The sequence below is a fragment of the Pseudomonas sp. ABFPK genome (assembly GCF_001586765.1).
Classification (GTDB): Bacteria; Pseudomonadota; Gammaproteobacteria; order Pseudomonadales; family Pseudomonadaceae; genus Aquipseudomonas; species Aquipseudomonas asiatica.
The window spans coordinates 59,585-77,989 of the sequence record NZ_LQXW01000020.1 but is presented as its reverse complement, the minus strand read 5'-3'; the positions used below and the strand labels follow the sequence as shown (position 1 = coordinate 77,989).

Here is an 18,405-nt window from a genome sequence, read left to right as displayed (position 1 = left end):
GCCAGCGTTCAATCTGAGCCATGATCAAACTCTTCAGTTCAATACTGCTTGGGTTTTTAAGAAACCCTAAACTTGGCTCAGCAATCTCAAATGACTATGTGATTTCTCGCATGGCCACTTGTGATGCTGATAATCTTTGTGACTATCAGTCCGTACTCACAAGCACCCACACGAATTGCTTGATTCGATTTGTTAAAGAGCGTTTGGTTAAGAGCTTTTCGTCTCAACCGAGGCGCGCATTCTACGCTTTCCTCATTTGCTGTCAAGCGTTTATTTTGAAGTTTTCTGCGAGAAACTCGTTTAGCTTCAAACACTTGACTCAACATGGTGGCTGGCTTTGCTTCGCTACCGCGTTGGAGTGGTGCGCATTATAGGGCGATGTTTCAGGAGGTCAACCTTTAATTTCAATAATTTAGAATCTTTTTGAAAAAGACTGCATCAGGGCCCCAAGGGCTCGTCGCGAGCCTTGCAGCGCCTGTGAGATCGAGCGCCGCCCGCGCGGCGCTTCGCAGCGCAAGGCTGCTCCCACGTCTGTTTCGGGCAAGTAATGTCAGTACCAGCGCACGCGACCGCCTTGTTTGTCCGGCGCTCGATCGCACAGGCGCTGAAATATCAACGCCAGGCGCCTTGCCCCCGCCCCTCGTATTTGCGCACTATATTGCTCACCCCAACCCCGCTCAAGGATCGTCGCGCAGAAATGAACACCCAGCCCCGCAGCCTGGCCGCTACCCTCTTCCCGATCGGCCTGCTGCTCATCGCCATGGCATCGATACAGTCCGGCGCCTCCCTGGCCAAAAGCATGTTCCCCATCATCGGCGCGCAAGGCACCACCACCCTGCGCCTGATCTTCGCCAGCATCATCATGCTGCTTATCCTGCGCCCTTGGCGTGTGCGCATGACCCGCAATACCCTGCGCAACGTCATCATCTACGGCATGGCGCTGGGCGGCATGAACTTCCTCTTCTATATGGCCCTGCAAACGGTACCGATCGGCATTGCCGTGGCACTGGAATTCACCGGCCCGCTGGCCGTGGCAATCTTCTCCTCGCGCCGGCCGATCGACTTCCTGTGGATTGCCCTGGCCATCGTCGGCCTGCTGCTGTTGCTGCCGGCCGGCCATGGCGGGCAGGCCCTCGACCCGGTCGGCGCTGCCTATGCCCTGGGCGCTGGCGTATGCTGGGCGCTGTACATCCTGTTCGGGCAACGTGCCGGGGCCGAGCATGGTATCCAGAGTGCCGCACTGGGCGTAGTGGTGGCCGCGCTGTTCGTTGCCCCCATCGGTATCGCCCACGCCGGCAGCGCATTGCTCACACCCGCCCTGATCCCCATGGCGCTAGGCGTCGCGGTGCTGTCCACCGCCCTGCCCTACAGCCTGGAAATGGTTGCCCTCACGCGTATCCCGGCACGCACCTTCGGCACCCTCATGAGTATCGAGCCAGCATTCGGCGCATTGTCCGGCCTGCTGTTCCTGGGCGAGGTACTGACGATTACCCAGTGGCTGGCTATTCTGGCGATCATCACCGCGTCTGTCGGCACCACCCTGTCCATGCGCAAGGAACCCAGCCCGGTCGTTGCCACTGACTGATATGAGAAATATTTTCATTTGAGACAGGATTAGTGATTGTAGCGACCCGTCTCGCTGATTAAGCTGTCACAGAATCATCATCTTTACGCTATCTACTGGACCGAACACGGACGCTGGGGAAATTTCAGGAAGAACCAAAGCGATAACGACAGGGCCAGGCAGCTGATCCGCCCTGCATTTAAGGACAGGAATGAAACGTATTTTGCTCATCCTGGCCATCTTGGCTATTGCTGGATGTGCCGCCACGGCCAAGACCGAGGTCAAAAAGGGCAAGAAAGGCCTGCATATCAATTGCTCCGGCCTGTCTTCCTCGTGGGACAACTGCTACAGCAAGGCCGCAAGCTCCTGCAGCACGCGCGGATACCGGGTCATTGCACGCTCGGGCGATAGCGATGAAGAACCCGGTGACTACTTGTTCGGCATCAACCCGGCGGGTTACACCAGCCGCAGCATGATCGTCATCTGCAAGTAGAAAAAGGGCAGCTCGCAAGCTGCCCTTTTCATTTGCCACCTTACAAGGGCGCGGTGCGCGCCTCCAGCCAGGCCAGCGCTTCATCCTTGAGCAACGGCGCCAGACGCTCGCGTACTCTGGCGTGATAGCCATTCAACCAGTCCAGTTCTTCCCTGGACAACAACTCGGGCACCAGGCAGCGGGTATCGATCGGGCATAGCGTCAGGGTCTCGAAGTTCAGGAAGTCGCCGAAGGCGCTCTTGCCGACCTCGCGATTGACCACCAGGTTCTCGATGCGCACTCCCCACTGCCCTGGGCGGTACGTACCCGGCTCGATCGAGCTGATCATGCCCACCTGCATCGCGGTCTGCGGCGTGGGCGCCGCCTGGTAGGCAATTACCTGCGGCCCCTCGTGCACATTCATGAAGTAGCCCACGCCATGCCCGGTGCCATGACCGTAATCCACCTGGTCAGCCCAGATCGGTGCCCGGGCAATAGCGTCGAGCAACGGCGATAGCACGCCCCGCGGGAAGGTGGCACGCGACAGGGCGATCATGCCTTTGAGCACGCGTGTGCAATCCTGCTTCTGTGCAAGGCTCGGGTTGCCCACCGGCACCATGCGCGTGATGTCGGTGGTGCCCCCCAGGTACTGCCCGCCCGAATCGATCAGCAGCAGACCATCGCCCTCGATGACCGCGTGCGACTGTTCCGTGGCGCGGTAATGCGGCATCGCGCCATTGCCGTTGAAGGCGGCAATGGTCGAGAAGCTCAACGACACGAAGCCTGGGCGGCGGGCACGGGCGGCACTCAACTGCTCGTCGATCGTCAGCTCGGTAACCAGCTCACGACCAAGGTTGGCCTCGAGCCAGGCGAAGAATTCGCACAGGGCCGCGCCATCCTGCTCCATCACCTGCCGGATGTGCACCAGGTCCTCATCACCCTTGCACGACTTGCTCAAGGTGCTGGGGTTGAGCCCCTCGACCAGCTCCACCTCGGCCGGCAGGTTATCCAGCAGGCCGCAGGTCACCCGGGCCGGGTCGACCAGCAATCGGCTGCCGGCCGGCATGGCGGCAAGGGCCTTGCCTGCTTCGGCGTAGTCACGCACTTCGATACCGTCGGCCGCAAGCACCTTGCGTAGATGTTCGTCGAGCTTGTCCTGGCCGACGAACAGGATGGCCTGCTGCTGGCTGATCAGGGCAAAGGCCACGAACACCGGATTGTAGGAAACATCGCTACCGCGCAGGTTGAACAGCCAGGCGATGTCATCCAGGGTGGCGATGAAATGCCAATCGGCCCCCTTGGCCTGCACGCTCTGGCGCAACTGCGCCAGTTTTTCCGCACGGTTCACCGTGGCGTGCGGCGGCAAATGCTGGTAGACCGGGTTGCCTGGCAGCGCCGGGCGCCCTTCCCAGACCTGGCCCAGCAGGTCCTTGTCAGTCACCAATCGCGCCCCGCGCGCCTTCAGCCGATCGCTCAGTTGGCGCGCCGAAGCCAGCGCCATGACCGCACCATCTACCGCCACGCTGCCGTTGGGCTCGACGTGATCGCCCAGCCATTCCAGCGCACCAGGCTTGCCCGGCAGCAGCTTCATCAGCTCGATGCCACTGCCTGCCAGCTCGTGTTCCGCCTGTTCCCAGTAGCGGCTATCGACCCACAACCCGGCAAAGCCAGCTGTGACGACCAGCGTGCCGACCGAGCCATGGAAACCCGAAAGCCACTGGCGCCCTTGCCAGTAACCAGGCAGATATTCGGAAAGATGGGGGTCGGCCGAAGGTACCAGCAAGGCATCGATGCCCTCTGCGGCCATGGCCTGGCGAACCAGCGCCAAACGCTGCGGCACGCTTTGCCCAAGGGTGGTCTGAACGTTCATGCGCTCTCCTGCGGCTACATCACGGTTTATCCAGTGTGCCGATAATGGAACAGCCGCCGAAGCCCTGCAATCTTGGCGACCGACACACGGCATGCATTGCCCGTGACGCCCTGCGCATACCGGACATTTCCTACAGACGGGCCAGAACCACCGATCAAGTTCCGCTGAACTTCCACAAAGCACCGGCTTCACACTCAGTACATTCATTGCACACAGGCAAATGACCATGCCCAACGCCTGCGCCCCTAAAAGCGGCGTGGTGCTGCTCGACACCCGCGCGCACACCCCCGACCACGAGCATGCCGTGCACCTGAAGCTTGCCGATGGCCTGGCCCGCCTTCTGGGCTGCCCGCACGTGCAACCCAGCCAGCCACCAAGCGCCACCGACGGCTACTACTACCTGCCCACCGAAACCCTGGTCGATCCCGAACGCCATGCCGCCCTCGGCATCTGCAGCGAACAGGACCTTTTCGGTGGCCTGGTCGCACACCCCTACATGGCGACCAAGGCGATTTCCCACCCGCTGCCGGCCGGGGCCAGTTTCCCGCCGGGCTGGACCGATGCCTTCGCACGGCAAGCCTGCGACGCCCTGCTGCGCGGCTACACCGTATTCAGCAAGGCCGATGCACGGACCGCCGCACAGCTGTTACTGACGGACGGCCCGTTGCGAATCAAGCCGGTACTGGCCTGCGCAGGCCGTGGGCAACAGGTCATAACCACGGCGGATGAGCTGGAACCGCTGCTGGCCGGCATGGATGACCAGGACCTTGCGCTATGGGGGTTGGTGCTCGAGGAAGACCTGAGCGAAGTACAAACCTTCAGCGTTGGCCAGGTACGTGTCGCCGGCCTGACCTGCAGCTATCACGGCACCCAGCAACTTACCCGCGACCATCAGGGCACGGAAGTGTATGGCGGCTCCGACCTGGTAGTGGTACGCGGTGACTACCAGGCACTGCTGCAACTGCCGCTGGATGAGGCGCTGCGCCTGGCCATCAATCAGGCGATGGCCTACGAACAGGCCGCCGAGCAGCACTTCCCCGGCTTCATGGCCTCGCGGCGCAACTACGACATTGCCCGCGGCGTGAACCCACAGGGCCACCTGCGCAGCGGCGTACTCGAGCAATCCTGGCGCCTGGGCGGTGCCAGCAGTGCCGAACTGCTGGCCTTGCAGGCGTTCGCCGACGACCCAGCATTGCAACGGGTGCGTGCCTCCACCCATGAAGTGTTCGGCACCCCCGAACTTCCCACTGACGCCACCCTCTTCTACCAAGGAAACGACAGTGAACTCGGACAACTCAGCAAATTTGCGCGGATTCGCGAACATGACCATTCAAAGTGAAACCGTTGAACTGCAGGTCGAGGATGACAGCATCGTCGGCACCCTGGTCAGCCCCGGCAGCAAGATGCCGGGCATTCTCTTCGTCCACGGCTGGGGCGGCAGCCAGCAACGCGACCTGGCCCGCGCCCGGCATATCACCGGGCTGGGCTGCGTATGCATGACCTTCGACCTGCGCGGCCACGAAAAAACCGAAAGCCAACGGCTGACGGTAACCCGCGAACAGAACCTGACCGACCTGCTGGTGGCCTACGACCGGTTGGTAAGCCACCCGGCCGTCGACACCAGTGCCATCGCCATCATCGGCAGCAGCTATGGCGGCTACCTGGCCACCCTGCTGACCCGCGAGCGGCCGGTCAAATGGCTGGCCCTGCGGGTACCCGCGATGTACTGGGACGACGAATGGAACCTCCCCAAGCAAACCCTCGACCGGCAACGGTTGAACGCCTACCGCCAGCGCCCGCTCGGCCCGGCGGACAACCGCGCACTGGCAGCCTGTGCCGAGTTCGGTGGCGATGTACTGCTGGTCGAGTCCGAGCAGGACGACTACGTGCCGCACAGCACCTTGATGAGCTACCGCTCGGCATTCGTCAGCGCCCATTCACTCACCCACCGCATCGTCGACGGTGCCGACCACGCGCTGTCCAGCGAACAGAGCCAGAAAGCCTACAGTTCGATCCTGGCGGCATGGGTCAGCGAAATGGTCATTGGCGCCCGCCTGGATCGCTACCCGCACTACGCGCCCTGGTATGCCTGAGGCTCACCTACCTGGCAATGCAGGCCGCCGTCGGCACCGCGCACCAGGCTGCGCAGCGCCTGGTAGGCAGCAAAGTTGACGCCACGCGCCTGGTACTGGCCAAGCAGTTCGAGGAAAGGTTCCCCGACGAAATAAACGGCCGCCGCTGCCCACGCCTGGCGGGACTGCCATTGCAGGTACTGCAGCACCCGGCTGCCATCGTCGCTGGCCTGGATGCTGACACCCTGCAGCCCTTCGCAACGCGCGGCCAGCGCTTCGCTGCGCGCCACCAGCGCCTGGGCCAATGCTTGCTGGAACCTGCCAGGCACTTCATATTCGATCATCTGGGTAAACCACAGGGCATGGGATGTTGCCGTCATGAAAGGTCTCCTGGTGACGGACGCCTACAGCGCGATGCCGGGCAGGGTAAAACCTCAAGTTATGTCAAGGTCAAGCGGTTTTCCGCACCGGGAACGCACCCGCGCCCTAACCCGATACCGCGAAGCGCCGCCGGTAATCACTCGGGGTCAGACCGGTGATGCGCTGAAACACCTTGCGAAACGCTCCCGGGTCCTGGTAACCGACGCCCCAGGCGATCTGCTCGACATTGCGCCGGGTGAACTCCAGCAAGCGGCACGCCCGCCCCACCCTCACCTGCTGGCAGTACTCGGTTGGCCGTAGCCCCGTGGCAGCACGAAAACGCCGCAGGAAGGTGCGTTCCTCCAGCCCCGCGCACGCAGCCATGCTGGCCAGGTCGGCATCCTGCCCACCGTTGCCCTGCAACCAGTGCTGCACTTTCAGCACCGCCTCATCGCCATGGTCCAGGCGTGGATTGAACACTGCACCAGGCAGCGGCGCCGCGACCGGGTCGACCGCCAGGTAGCGGGCAGTTTCCCGCGCCACCGTCGCGCCCATGAAGCGCTCCAGCAAGCGCAAGCCCAGGTCGGTCCAGGCCATCAACCCGGCCGAGGTGACGATGTCGCCATCGTCCAGCAACGGTTGCTGGGCCTCGACCCGCACCTTGGGAAAACGCTGGGCAAGCGAATGCACGTAGTTCCAGTGGGTGCAGGCCGGGCGCCCGTCGAGCAGGCCACTGGCGGCGATGAAGAACACCCCGATGCACACCGACGCCAGCACCGTGCCGTGCCCGTGCAACTGGCATAACGACGCTCGATGGCGCTCAAGCAGCTCACCCTGCGGTGCCGACTCCAGGCTTGGCGGAATGATCAGCACCCGCAGATCGACCGCGGCGGCAGGCGGGCTCTCAGGGGCAGGCTGCAACTGCCCCGCCTCGTCTGCCTGCCAAAAGCTGATACGCACCGATGGCAACTCGACGGCCCCCAGTTCGGCAACCACCCGGTTGGCCACCAGGAACAGGTCGGCCAGCCCATGCACGGCAGCACGCTGCGCGCCGGGGTACAGCAGCAGGCCGATGTCCAGGCTGGCGGGGTTGTCAGTTTTTGCCTGCATAGTGTCGTTCGCGCCAATCCTCAGGTCAGTGCACACAGCCTATAACTAACGACATCCAACGACTACTGCCACAGGAGGCAGCATGAGCAAGCAGGCGCTGATCATCATCGACATCCAGAACGACTACTTCCCGGGCGGTAAATGGACCCTCGATGGTGCCGACCAGGCGGCCGACAATGCTGCCCGCCTGTTGGCGGCGGCGCGTCAACGGGGCGACTTGGTGGTACATGTGCGGCATGAGTTCGAAAGCGCCGATGCGCCGTTCTTCGCGCCAGGCTCGCAGGGTGCGGCGATCCATGCCAAGGTCGAGCCTCAAGCCGGTGAGCCGGTGGTGCTCAAGCACAAGGTCAACGCCTTCCTCGGTACCGACCTTGAGCACACGCTGGACCGGCATGGCGTCGAGGCCCTGACCATCGTCGGCAGCATGAGCCACATGTGCATCGACGCCGCCACCCGGGCCGCGGCCGACCTGGGTTACGAAGTGACCGTGGCGCACGACGCCTGTGCCACGCTGCCACTGGAGTTCGATGGCAAGCGGGTGCCGGCGGCGCAGGTGCATGATTCGGTGATGGCAGCATTGGCGTTTGCCTATGCCAAGGTGGTCAGGACCGATGAGTTGATAGGAGACTGACCGCGAACCTTGGGTTGCCCATACGGGCCTCATCGCCGGCAAGCCGGCTCCCACAGGTCCACCTTCAGGCTCAGAGCCAGTGGCGAACCTGTGGGAGCTGGCTTGCCGGCGATGAGGCCCTGGAGGCAGCAACACCTCTCGATCAAATCACCACATTGCGCACAAACCGCACCGCCACCGCCCCATCGTTGCGATAGGCATACCGGCAGTTACTGGGAAACACATGGAACTGTCCGACCTGCAGGCGATGCTCGACCCCTTCGATAATCAGCGTCAGTTGCCCTTGCGCCACATAGATCTGCTCGCTCCAGCCTTCGGCATCAGCCTCGCTGGAATAGCACTCGCCCGGTGCCAGGGTCCATTCCCATAGTTCCACCTCGCGCCGCGCCGCGCTGCTGCCCAACAGCACCGCCCGGCTCTGCGGGTGTTCGCCGGCCCAGGCCAACTCTTCGATACGCCCGGGGTCGCGCTGGTCAGGTGCCTGGATCAGAGTACTGAAAGCCACGCCCAAGGCCTCGGCAATCAGGTCAAGCGTAGTCAGGCTGACATTCTTCTCGCCCGCCTCAATCGCCACCAGCATGCGCCGGCTGACCCCGGAACGCTCCGCCAACGCCGTCTGGCTCATGCCCGCGGCGTTGCGCAGGCTGCGTACATTGAGGCTGACATGTTGCAGCACCGATGCCCGGTGCGAGGAATCTCTGTGCACTATATCGCTCACTGTAGGTATTGCGCAGTATACTGCCCACTTTGCGGCGATTGTGCGCCGCCCCTTCCGAGTGCGCAAGACCATGAACCAGCCCAGCAGCAAACCGACCCCTGCCATTGCCTTTCGCCTGAGCAAGGCCGAATTGGTGCTGGTGTTCATCACCATGCTGTGGGGCGGCACCTTCCTGCTGGTGCACAACGTGATGAGCGTCAGCGGCCCGATGTTCTTCGTCGGCCTGCGCTTCGCTGCAGCCGCGCTGTTCGTCGGGGTGGTCTCGGCGCGGGCGCTGCCAGGGCTGACCTTCACCGAACTGAAGGCCGGCATGCTGATCGGCGTGTCGATCATGCTCGGCTACGGCCTGCAGACCATGGGCCTGCAAACCATCAGCAGCAGCCAGTCGGCGTTCATCACCGCGCTGTACGTGCCGTTCGTGCCGCTGCTGCAATGGCTGGTGCTGGGCCGGCGCCCCGGCCTTATGCCCAGCATCGGTATCGGCCTGGCGTTCATCGGCCTGATGCTGCTGGCCGGCCCGGAGGGTGGCAGCCTGCACTTCAGCGAAGGCGAGCTGGTAACCCTGGTCAGCGCCGTGGCCATTGCCGGCGAAATCATCCTGATCAGCCGCTACGCCGGGCAGGTCGATGTGCGCCGGGTCACCGTGGTACAGCTGGCGACCGCCTCGCTGCTGGCGTTCCTGATGATCGTGCCGACCCAGGAGCGCATACCCGATTTTTCCTGGCTGCTGCTGACCAGTGCCGTGGGCCTGGGCGCCATGAGCGCGGTGATCCAGGTAGCCATGAACTGGGCGCAGAAGTCGGTCTCGCCCACCCGCGCCACCCTCATCTATGCCGGCGAACCAGTATGGGCCGGGATCGTCGGGCGCATCGCCGGTGAGCGCCTGCCGGGCGTGGCACTGCTCGGCGGCCTGCTGATCGTGATCGCGGTGGTGGTCAGCGAACTCAAGGTGCGCCGCCCGCGCGAGGTGGCCGAAGCGCGGGAAGTGACGGATGAAGGTGAACGCCAGGCTGGCCTGTAAAGCCGCCAACTGCGGCTATGCTTTGTAAGAATCTGTTATAAAAAAACAGCTTGTCACAGCCTGTTTGTAGGATTCTGCGACAGCTTGCGTGTTGGTGATCAACCCCTCGGCACGTATGATTCTTTGCAAACTTCTCCAGAATAGAACGCTATGTCATTGATAGTGCTATTGCTTCTGCCGTTCGTGGGCAGTTGCCTGGCAGCCGTGCTGCCGCACAACGCACGTAACGCGGAGTCCATTCTCGCCGGGCTCGTGGCCCTGGTCGGCACTGTCCAGGTAGCACTGCTGTACCCTCAGGTTGCCCACGGTGGCGTGATTCGCGAAGAGTTCCTCTGGCTGCCCAGCCTGGGGTTGAACCTGGTGCTGCGCATGGACGGCTTCGCCTGGCTGTTCTCGCTGCTGGTGCTGGGCATCGGTACGCTGGTGTCGCTGTATGCCCGCTACTACATGTCGCCACAAGACCCGGTGCCGCGCTTCTTCGCCTTCTTCCTCGCCTTCATGGGCGCCATGCTCGGCCTGGTGATCTCCGGCAACCTGATCCAGTTGGTGTTCTTCTGGGAACTCACCAGCCTGTTCTCGTTCCTGCTCATCGGCTACTGGCACCACCGTGCCGACGCCCGCCGTGGCGCCTACATGGCGCTGATGGTCACGGGGGCGGGCGGCTTGTGCCTGCTGGTGGGTGCCCTGCTGCTCGGCCATGTGGTCGGCAGCTACGATCTGGACAAGGTCCTGGCTGCCGGCAACACCATTCGCCAGCATGCGCTGTACCCGGTGCTGCTGCCGCTGATCCTCATCGGCGCCCTGAGCAAGAGCGCACAGTTCCCCTTCCAGTTCTGGCTGCCCCATGCCATGGCAGCGCCCACCCCGGTATCGGCTTATCTGCACTCGGCGACCATGGTCAAGGCCGGGGTGTTCCTGCTGGCGCGCCTGTGGCCGGTGCTGTCGGGCAGCGAAGAGTGGTTCTGGATCGTAGGCGGTGCCGGCGCCCTCACCCTGCTGCTCGGCGCCTTCGCCGCCATGTTCCAGAACGACCTCAAGGGCCTGCTGGCGTACTCGACCATCAGCCACCTGGGCCTGATTACCCTGCTGCTGGGCCTGAACAGCCCGCTGGCCGCGGTCGCGGCGGTGTTTCACATTCTCAACCACGCCACCTTCAAGGCCTCGTTGTTCATGGCCGCCGGCATCATCGACCACGAAAGCGGTACCCGTGACATCCGCCGCCTCAGCGGGCTGATACGCCTGGTGCCATACACCGCCACCCTGGCCATGGTCGCCAGCGCCTCGATGGCCGGCGTGCCGTTGATGAACGGTTTCCTGTCCAAGGAAATGTTCTTCGCCGAAACGGTGTTCATCAGCTCCACTGCCTGGGTCGAGGCCACGTTGCCGGTGGTCGCCACCCTGGCCGGCACCTTCAGCGTGGCCTATGCCCTGCGCTTCACCGTCGATGTGTTCTTCGGCCCCACTGCGCAGGACCTCCCGCACACCCCACACGAACCGCCACGCTGGATGCGTGCGCCGGTCGAATTGCTGGTGCTTACCTGCCTGGTGGTGGGCATCTTCCCTGCCCAGTCGGTCGGCCCGCTGCTGGCCGCCGCCGCCCTGCCGGTGGTGGGCGGCACCCTACCGGAATACAGCCTGGCCATCTGGCATGGCTGGAACGCGCCGCTGATCATGAGCCTGGTGGCCATGAGCGGCGGTATCGTGCTTTACCTGCTGCTGCGCAAGCAGCTGCGCCTTGGCCGCTTCCCCTACCCACCGGTGATCGAACGCTTCAATGGCAAGCGCCTGTTCGAACACGGCCAGGTGCAGCTAATGCTGCTGGCGCGGCGCATCGAGCGCCTGCTCACCAGCCGCCGCCTGCAATCGCAGCTGTTCATGCTGGTGCTCGCCGCCTTCCTCGCCGGCCTCACCCCCATGCTCTACAGTGGTCTCAGCTGGGGCGACCGGCCGAAGATTCCAGGTTCGGGCGTGTTTGTCGCGCTGTGGCTGATCGCCATCGCCTGCGCCATCGGCGCTGCCTACCAGGCCAAGTATCACCGTTTGGCGGCGTTGATCATGGTCAGCGTCTGCGGCCTGATGACCTGCATCACCTTCGTCTGGTTCTCCGCGCCCGATCTGGCCCTGACCCAGCTGGTAGTGGAAGTGGTCACCACCGTGCTGATCCTGCTCGGCCTGCGCTGGCTGCCGCGGCGGATCGAAGGCGTATCGCCGCTGCCGGGCAGCCAGGAGCGTGCGCGCATGCGTCGCCTGCGCGACCTGCTGCTGGCGGTGCTGGTAGGTGGCGGTATGGCCGTGCTGTCCTACGCCATGCTGACCCGGCCGACGCCGAACGACATTTCCTCGTTCTACCTGAGCCGGGCACTCCCCCAGGGCGGTGGCACCAACGTCGTCAATGTCATGCTGGTCGACTTCCGTGGCTTCGATACCCTCGGTGAAATCACCGTACTGGTGGCTGTGGCGCTGACCGTGTTCGCCCTGCTGCGGCGCTTCCGCCCGCCCAAGGAAAGCATGCAACTGCCGGCGCAACAGCGTCAGCTGGCACCCGACGTGGTCACCGACCTGATCAACCCACGGCATGCCACCGACACCGCCCTGGGCTTCATGATGGTGCCCGCGGTGCTGGTGCGCCTGCTGCTGCCGATCGCCCTGCTGGTGTCGATGTACCTGTTCATGCGTGGCCACAACCAGCCCGGTGGCGGCTTTGTTGCGGGCCTGGTGATGTCGGTGGCGTTCATTCTGCAGTACATGGTGGCCGGCACCCAGTGGGTCGAGGCGCAGATGAGCCTGCGCCCGCTGCGCTGGATGGGCACCGGGCTGCTGTGCGCAACCCTGACCGGCGCGGGCGCCATGCTGCTGGGCTACCCGTTCCTCACCACCCATACCGCCCACCTGCACCTGCCGTTGCTCGGCGATGTGCACGTGGCCAGCGCGCTGTTCTTCGATGTCGGGGTGTTCACTGTGGTGGTCGGCTCGACCCTGCTGATCCTTACCGCCCTGGCGCACCAGTCGGTGCGCGCCTACCGCCCGGGTAACCCGGCGAAAACCAGCCAAGCAGGAGCCGCCTGATGGAAGAAGTGATTGCAGTTGCCATCGGCGTGCTGGCCGCTTCGGGAGTGTGGCTTATCCTGCGCCCGCGAACCTACCAGGTGATCATGGGCCTCTGCCTGCTGTCGTACGGGGTCAACCTGTTCATCTTCAGCATGGGCAGCCTGTTCATCGGCAAGGAACCGATCATCAAGGACGGCGTGCCCCAGGACCTGCTGCACTACACCGACCCGCTGCCGCAGGCCCTGGTGCTCACCGCCATCGTCATCAGCTTCGCCATGACCGCGCTATTCCTGGTGGTGTTGCTGGCCTCGCGCGGCCTGACCGGTACCGACCACGTGGATGGCCGGGAGCGTGACGAATGAGTGGCATGAGCCAATTGATCATCGCGCCCATCCTGCTGCCCTTGGTTACCGCGGCATTGATGTTGCTGCTGGGCGAGAAACACCGGCAAACAAAGGCCTGGCTGAACCTGCTGTCGACCTTTGCCGGCCTGGCCATCGCGGTCAGCCTGCTGCTGTGGGTGCGCACCCAGGGCCAGGCGGAATCGATCGGTGTCTACCTGCCGGGCAACTGGCCGGCACCGTTCGGCATCGTGCTGGTGGTAGACCACCTGTCGGCCCTGCTGCTGACCCTCACCGGCATCATCGGTTTCAGTGCCCTGCTGTTTGCCCGCGCTCGCTGGGACGGTGCCGGGGCCAGCTTCCACGCACTGTTCCAGATCCAGCTGATGGGCCTGTACGGCGCCTTCCTCACCGCCGACCTGTTCAACCTGTTCGTGTTCTTCGAGGTGCTGCTGGCCGCTTCCTATGGCCTGCTGCTGCATGGCTCGGGCCGCGCCCGGGTGCGTGCCGGCCTGCACTACATTGCCATCAACCTGTTCGCCTCGTCGCTGTTCCTGATCGGCGCCGCGATGCTGTATGGCGTGACCGGCACCCTGAACATGGCCGACCTGGCGCTGAAGATTCCGTTGGTACCGGAGGCCGACCGTGGCCTGCTGCACGCTGGCGCGGCGATCCTGGCCATGGCCTTCCTGGTCAAGGCCGGCATCTGGCCGCTGAACTTCTGGCTGGTACCGGCCTATGCCTCGGCCAGCGCGCCGGTGGCAGCGCTGTTCGCCATCATGACCAAGGTCGGCCTGTATGCCGTGCTGCGCCTGTGGACTCTGCTGTTCTCGGGGCAGGCCGGGGCCTCGGCGCACTTCGGTGGTGAATGGCTGGTGTACGGTGGCCTGGTCACCCTGGCGGTGGCGGCAGTGTCGATCATGGCCGCGCAGCGCCTGGAGCGCATGGCCGCCCTCAGCATCCTGGTTTCAGCCGGCACCCTGCTCGGCGCCGTCGGTTTTGCACAATCGGCGCTGACCGGCGCGGCGTTGTTCTATCTGGTCAATTCGACCCTGGCGCTGTGCGCGCTATTCCTGCTCGCCGAACTGGTCGAGCGTTCGCGCTCGGCCAACGAAGCACCGCTGGACGACGAAGAAGACGCCATGCCGCCACCACTGGAATCACTGCACCCGCCCAAGGGCATCAACCTCGACGATGAACAGAAGGTGGTAATCGGCCAGATCATCCCGTGGACCATGGCCTTCCTCGGCCTCAGCTTCATCGCCTGCGCCCTGTTGATCATCGGCATGCCGCCGCTGTCGGGCTTTGTCGGCAAGCTCAACCTGATCAGCGCGCTGTTCAACCCGCAAGGGCTGGGCGTGCCTGCCGAGCAGCCGCTGGGCATGGCGGGTTGGGGCCTGGTGGCATTGCTGGTCCTGTCTGGCATGGCCTCGCTGATCGCCTTCGGCCGCGTCGGCATCCAGCGCTTCTGGAAGCCTGAAGAGCGCCCGTCGCCGGTGCTGCGCCGCTATGAATGCCTGCCCATCGTCATCCTGCTCGGCCTGTGCTTCATCCTCAGCTTCAGGGCCGAGCCGCTGCTGCGCTACACCCAGGACACCGCCGCCAGCCTGCAGGCCCCCGACACCTATATCCAAGCCGTGATGGCCGCCCGGCCGATTCCTGGCCCCACCTCGCTCGACGTACAGGTGCAGCCATGAATCGACTGTTCCCGGCACCGCTGTTATCGGTTTCGCTGTTCGGCCTGTGGCTGTTGCTGAACCTATCAGTCAGCCCCGGCAACCTGCTGCTGGCTGCCGCGCTCGGCGTGCTTGCGCCGCTGCTGATGGCACCGCTGCGCCCGCAGCATGCCCATGTGCGACGGCCGCTGGCCATCGCCCGGCTGATTGGCCGGGTCGGCATCGATGTGATCATGTCCAATCTGCTGGTTGCCCGTGGCGTGCTGCGCGCCGGCAAGCAGCCGCCGCGTTCGGCCTTCGTGCACATCCCGCTGGCCCTGCACGACCCACATGGCCTGGCGGCGTTATCGATGATTACCACGGTAGTGCCCGGCACGGTCTGGTCCGAGCTGGCGCTGGACCGCAGCGTGTTGCTGCTGCATGTGTTCGACCTGGACGATGAGGCGGCCTTTATCCAGCACTTCAAGGACACCTACGAACGCCCGCTGATGGAGATTTTCCAATGACAGGCCTGCTCGCCAATGCTGTCCTCGCCAGCCTGTTCATCTTCGCCCTGGCCATGGCCCTGGCACTTATCCGGCTGTTCCGCGGCCCGTCCGCCCAGGACCGGGTGCTGGCGCTGGACTACCTGTACATCCTGGCGATGCTGACCATGCTGGTGCTGGGAATCCGTTATGCCAGTGACACCTACTTCGAAGGTGCCCTGCTGATTGCGCTGTTCGGTTTCGTTGGCTCGTTTGCCCTGGCCAAGTTCCTGCTGCGCGGTGAGGTGATCGAATGACTGAAACCCTGCAACTCCCCTTCTGGCTGGAGCTGGTCACTGCCGCGCTGCTGCTGACCGGCAGCCTGTTCGCCCTGATCGGTGCCGTGGGCCTGTTGCGGCTGAAAGACTACTTCCAGCGCATGCACCCGCCGGCACTGGCTTCGACCATTGGTGCCTGGTGCGTGGCACTGGCTTCGATCATCTACTTTTCCTGGCTCAAGGAAGCCCCGGTGCTGCACGCCTGGCTGATTCCGATCCTGCTGTCGATCACCGTGCCGGTGACCACACTGTTGCTGGCCCGGGCGGCGCTGTTCCGCAAGCGCATGGCGAAAGAGCCGGTCCCTGAGGAAGTCAGCAGCGGCCGCGATCGAGGCAACTGACAGGTCGCCGCCTCACCCTTGGGCCAGGCGCTGCAACTCGCGCCGGACCATGGCCGCATAAGGCGGCGGGCCGAGGCGATACAATTCCCCTGCCACCCAGTTCAACCAGGCGCCTTGCAGTTCTTCGCGCCTGGCCAGCAAACGCTCGGCCTCGGCCACGGCATCCGCCTGGTGCTGCCGATGGAACTCGGCACGCGTGGCAGGCGCGTCGTCACTGTGGGTCATTCACTGGCCTTGAAGGTGGTCAGCTCACCCTTGCGCCATTTGGCAACCTTGCCGGTCACCGCCTTGAGCAACTTGCCCAGGCCTTCCTGCACTTGTTGCTGTGCGGCGAATACCAGCATCACACCGTGGCCTTCACGGAATACGATGCCCTCGCCTTCAGGCACCGACACGAAGGCATAGTCGCCCACGCCATATACGTTCAACTTGATTTCGCGAAAGCGCATTTCCAGTTTGCCGCCTTCGCGGCTGGGCAGCACGGCGGCGCGAAAGTGGTCGCCGACCTTCAGTTCCAAACGCTGCTTGTCATCGACGACCAATGCGCTTTCGGTGTCGATTTCGGCCATGTACAGGCCTTCGGGACTCTGTTCCATAACATAGACAAGGCGGCCCTGGAACAGCTGGGCCAATTTACCGCGCAAGTCGCCCAAGGCGAACAACGCATGGGTATCAAGAGTGCTGACTGCCAATGAAGTAATCCTCAACCGGTTACAACCCGCCCTCACCCAAAGCTCGGTGAGGCACGGCCATTTCTTATCGATAGGCGAAAAGAGTAATAAAGCGATATGCGAAATGTCTGCGCCCGCTGGCGATGCAGCGTGCGGGAATCTTTACCCTGGCTTGCCAGATCTGGCCTCAAATACAGGCTTTCGGCATATTCCCGATTCGGGAAGCGCAATGTCTGACAGCAAAACCGCCAGAAAAAATGCGACAGGCAATGCCAGAGCGCACGTAAGAACGGGCCCTGCAATCCATCAGCGCATTACTGGGGAAAGAATATGCACGAAAACACCGAAATTCGTCGAGAGGCAAAGTACATTTCTTACAAGCGAACGCCCTGAACAACACCCCTTCGCTTGCCGGCAGCACTCACGGCGCTCAGGCAGCCAGGCCCTTCTTCAACTGCTGCCAGGCCGCCTGGCACTCCAAGGCCTCTTCACGGGTGGCAAATGCGGTACCACGGCGTTCGCCATTGACCAGCACCACCCAGCAGATACGTTTACCCAGCGCCCGCATCGAGGCTGGCACACCAGAACCAATCATCACGGCTACATCGACCCGGCTATTCATCATTCCCTCCGGAATTTAATTAGCACCCTAACGATAAAGTGATGATACGCCTGCTTACGGCGCTGAAACAGCGCATCCCGGTACAGCAGTGTTACGTGCAGGGCAACAAAACCGCCGCCGACAAGAAACGCAAAAAGCCCCAGGGATCGCTCCGTGGGGCTTGGCACACCGCGCGGGGTTACACCTGGCGCTGGTGGCGGTCGAGCTGCTCGTGGCGCTCCTGGGCTTCGATGCAGTACTTGGTGGTCGGGCTGATCAGCAGACGCTTCAGGCCGATTGGTTCACCGCTGTCATCACACCAGCCGAAGCTTTCGTCGGCAATACGGTCCAGGGCCATTTCCAGCTGCGGCAGCAGGCGCTGGTCGCGGTCGATGGCGTTCACCAGCCAGCTACGCTCTTCTTCGACCGAAGCCACGTCGGCAGGATCCGACGGGGTGTCCAGGCCTTCGATGGTGGCACGGCTCAGCTCGATGCGTTCATGGGTTTCGACTTTCATCGCCTGCAGCAGGCCAGCGAAGAAAGCCAGCTGGTCAGCGTTCATGTAGTCATCGGCCGACATGGCCAGCAACTGTTCCTTGGTCATCGATTTCTCTATGAAAAAATGTGCATTTGGGCGATTCGGGTGCCGCCGATGCCTCGGCATCGGCAGCAGAATTCTTCAAGCGCCAACCGGCACTCTTTTACAGGGGGCGGCAGTCTAAGGCGCCACGTCGCGTGGAGCAACTGCAATTGGGTGCGAATTTGCTTCCATTGCTTGGAATCCGCTGGTCGGTGCATAGATGAGTGGCCCTGGGAGAGGGGCCTATGGGGGATGGAGGGATTGAACAGGAGTCACCCATTGCTCACCACAACATGTTCAGCGCCTGTGAGATCGAGCGCCGCCCGCGCGGCGCTTCGCAGCACAAGGCTGCTCCTACATCTGTTTCGGGCCAGTAACGCCTGTACCAATGCGCGCGACCGCCTTGTTTGTCCAACACGATATCGAGGTGGATGCCAAGGGGTCGCGCGCCTATGGCGCAGGAATAATTGGCCCGAAAAAGATGTAGGAGCAGCCTTGTGCTGCGAAGCGCCGCGCGGGCGGCGCTC

At 63.3% G+C, this 18,405-nt stretch carries 19 protein-coding genes and 1 pseudogene; 12 read left to right on the top strand and 8 right to left on the bottom strand.

Going from position 1 to position 18,405, the window contains the following annotated elements; translation table 11 throughout:
* Positions 1 to 697 precede the first annotated feature (697 nt).
* Both rhtA and WM94_RS14705 read left to right on the top strand, forming a co-directional pair.
* Positions 698 to 1,607, top strand: a pseudogene (rhtA, locus tag WM94_RS14710) (threonine/homoserine exporter RhtA).
* A 168-nt stretch (positions 1,608 to 1,775) separates the two neighbouring features.
* Positions 1,776 to 2,057 (top strand): hypothetical protein, encoded by a 282-nt coding sequence (locus tag WM94_RS14705; protein ID WP_003259745.1) that lies wholly within the window; start codon positions 1,776 to 1,778, stop codon positions 2,055 to 2,057.
* Between the two features lie 40 nt (positions 2,058 to 2,097).
* On the opposite strand, the gene WM94_RS14700 is transcribed toward WM94_RS14705, so the two are convergent.
* Positions 2,098 to 3,906, bottom strand: coding sequence for an aminopeptidase P family protein (locus WM94_RS14700; protein ID WP_061551531.1), 1,809 nt, complete (start codon positions 3,904 to 3,906; stop codon positions 2,098 to 2,100).
* Positions 3,907 to 4,126: 220 nt separating this feature from the next.
* Between WM94_RS14700 and WM94_RS14695 the strand changes: the two genes are divergently transcribed.
* Together WM94_RS14695 and WM94_RS14690 are read left to right on the top strand one after the other, a co-directional pair.
* A complete protein-coding gene (locus WM94_RS14695) occupies positions 4,127 to 5,245 on the top strand; it encodes a DUF3182 family protein (RefSeq protein ID WP_061551530.1) in 1,119 nt (372 codons plus the stop codon).
* Entirely contained in the window at positions 5,229 to 5,999 is a 771-nt protein-coding gene (locus tag WM94_RS14690) for a S9 family peptidase (RefSeq protein WP_061551529.1), read from the top strand. The genes WM94_RS14695 and WM94_RS14690 overlap by 17 nt, the downstream gene beginning before the upstream one ends.
* Here the strand turns inward: WM94_RS14690 and WM94_RS14685 are convergent.
* Positions 5,978 to 6,358, bottom strand: coding sequence for an antibiotic biosynthesis monooxygenase (locus WM94_RS14685; protein ID WP_061551528.1), 381 nt, complete (start codon positions 6,356 to 6,358; stop codon positions 5,978 to 5,980). The two genes, WM94_RS14690 and WM94_RS14685, sit on opposite strands and share 22 nt — an antisense overlap.
* 106 nt (positions 6,359 to 6,464) lie before the next feature.
* Complete coding sequence (locus tag WM94_RS14680; RefSeq protein WP_061551527.1) at positions 6,465 to 7,448, bottom strand: GlxA family transcriptional regulator; 984 nt, start codon at positions 7,446 to 7,448, stop codon at positions 6,465 to 6,467.
* An 82-nt stretch (positions 7,449 to 7,530) separates the two neighbouring features.
* Here WM94_RS14680 and WM94_RS14675 point away from each other — a divergent pair, with 82 nt between their 5' ends.
* A complete protein-coding gene (locus WM94_RS14675) occupies positions 7,531 to 8,079 on the top strand; it encodes a cysteine hydrolase family protein (RefSeq protein ID WP_061551526.1) in 549 nt (182 codons plus the stop codon).
* 142 nt (positions 8,080 to 8,221) lie between these two features.
* Here the strand turns inward: WM94_RS14675 and WM94_RS14670 are convergent, their stop codons facing one another.
* A complete protein-coding gene (locus WM94_RS14670; protein WP_061551525.1) occupies positions 8,222 to 8,785 on the bottom strand; it encodes a helix-turn-helix domain-containing protein in 564 nt (187 codons plus the stop codon).
* Between the two features lie 82 nt (positions 8,786 to 8,867).
* Between WM94_RS14670 and WM94_RS14665 the strand changes: the two genes are divergently transcribed.
* The 7 genes from WM94_RS14665 (at position 8,868) to WM94_RS14635 (ending at position 16,026) form a co-directional block, all read left to right on the top strand.
* Entirely contained in the window at positions 8,868 to 9,818 is a 951-nt protein-coding gene (locus WM94_RS14665) for a DMT family transporter (RefSeq protein ID WP_061551524.1), read from the top strand.
* 150 nt (positions 9,819 to 9,968) lie between these two features.
* Positions 9,969 to 12,884: a monovalent cation/H+ antiporter subunit A gene (locus WM94_RS14660; protein WP_061551523.1), complete on the top strand. Its 2,916-nt coding sequence runs from the start codon at positions 9,969 to 9,971 to the stop codon at positions 12,882 to 12,884.
* Complete coding sequence (locus WM94_RS14655) at positions 12,884 to 13,228, top strand: Na+/H+ antiporter subunit C (protein ID WP_013971840.1); 345 nt, start codon at positions 12,884 to 12,886, stop codon at positions 13,226 to 13,228. Before WM94_RS14660 ends, WM94_RS14655 begins: the two co-directional genes overlap by 1 nt.
* Positions 13,225 to 14,904: a monovalent cation/H+ antiporter subunit D gene (locus WM94_RS14650; protein WP_061551522.1), complete on the top strand. Its 1,680-nt coding sequence runs from the start codon at positions 13,225 to 13,227 to the stop codon at positions 14,902 to 14,904. Before WM94_RS14655 ends, WM94_RS14650 begins: the two co-directional genes overlap by 4 nt.
* Entirely contained in the window at positions 14,901 to 15,389 is a 489-nt protein-coding gene (locus WM94_RS14645; protein ID WP_003259013.1) for a Na+/H+ antiporter subunit E, read from the top strand. The genes WM94_RS14650 and WM94_RS14645 overlap by 4 nt, the downstream gene beginning before the upstream one ends.
* Positions 15,386 to 15,664 (top strand): K+/H+ antiporter subunit F, encoded by a 279-nt coding sequence (locus WM94_RS14640; protein WP_003259015.1) that lies wholly within the window; start codon positions 15,386 to 15,388, stop codon positions 15,662 to 15,664. The genes WM94_RS14645 and WM94_RS14640 overlap by 4 nt, the downstream gene beginning before the upstream one ends.
* Complete coding sequence (locus WM94_RS14635) at positions 15,661 to 16,026, top strand: Na+/H+ antiporter subunit G (RefSeq protein ID WP_003259017.1); 366 nt, start codon at positions 15,661 to 15,663, stop codon at positions 16,024 to 16,026. Before WM94_RS14640 ends, WM94_RS14635 begins: the two co-directional genes overlap by 4 nt.
* Positions 16,027 to 16,038: 12 nt before the next feature.
* Here the strand turns inward: WM94_RS14635 and WM94_RS14630 are convergent, their stop codons facing one another.
* The 4 genes from WM94_RS14630 to WM94_RS14615 all read right to left on the bottom strand — a co-directional run bounded on the left by WM94_RS14630 (position 16,039) and on the right by WM94_RS14615 (position 17,902).
* Complete coding sequence (locus WM94_RS14630) at positions 16,039 to 16,251, bottom strand: hypothetical protein (protein WP_003259019.1); 213 nt, start codon at positions 16,249 to 16,251, stop codon at positions 16,039 to 16,041.
* Positions 16,248 to 16,718, bottom strand: coding sequence for a hypothetical protein (locus tag WM94_RS14625; RefSeq protein WP_061551521.1), 471 nt, complete (start codon positions 16,716 to 16,718; stop codon positions 16,248 to 16,250). The genes WM94_RS14630 and WM94_RS14625 overlap by 4 nt, the downstream gene beginning before the upstream one ends.
* A gap of 409 nt (positions 16,719 to 17,127) precedes the next feature.
* Entirely contained in the window at positions 17,128 to 17,319 is a 192-nt protein-coding gene (locus tag WM94_RS14620) for a hypothetical protein (RefSeq protein ID WP_015269656.1), read from the bottom strand.
* A gap of 178 nt (positions 17,320 to 17,497) precedes the next feature.
* On the bottom strand, positions 17,498 to 17,902 hold the full coding sequence (locus WM94_RS14615; RefSeq protein ID WP_003259022.1) for a TraR/DksA C4-type zinc finger protein: 405 nt from the start codon (positions 17,900 to 17,902) through the stop codon (positions 17,498 to 17,500).
* Positions 17,903 to 18,405: the final 503 nt, after the last annotated feature.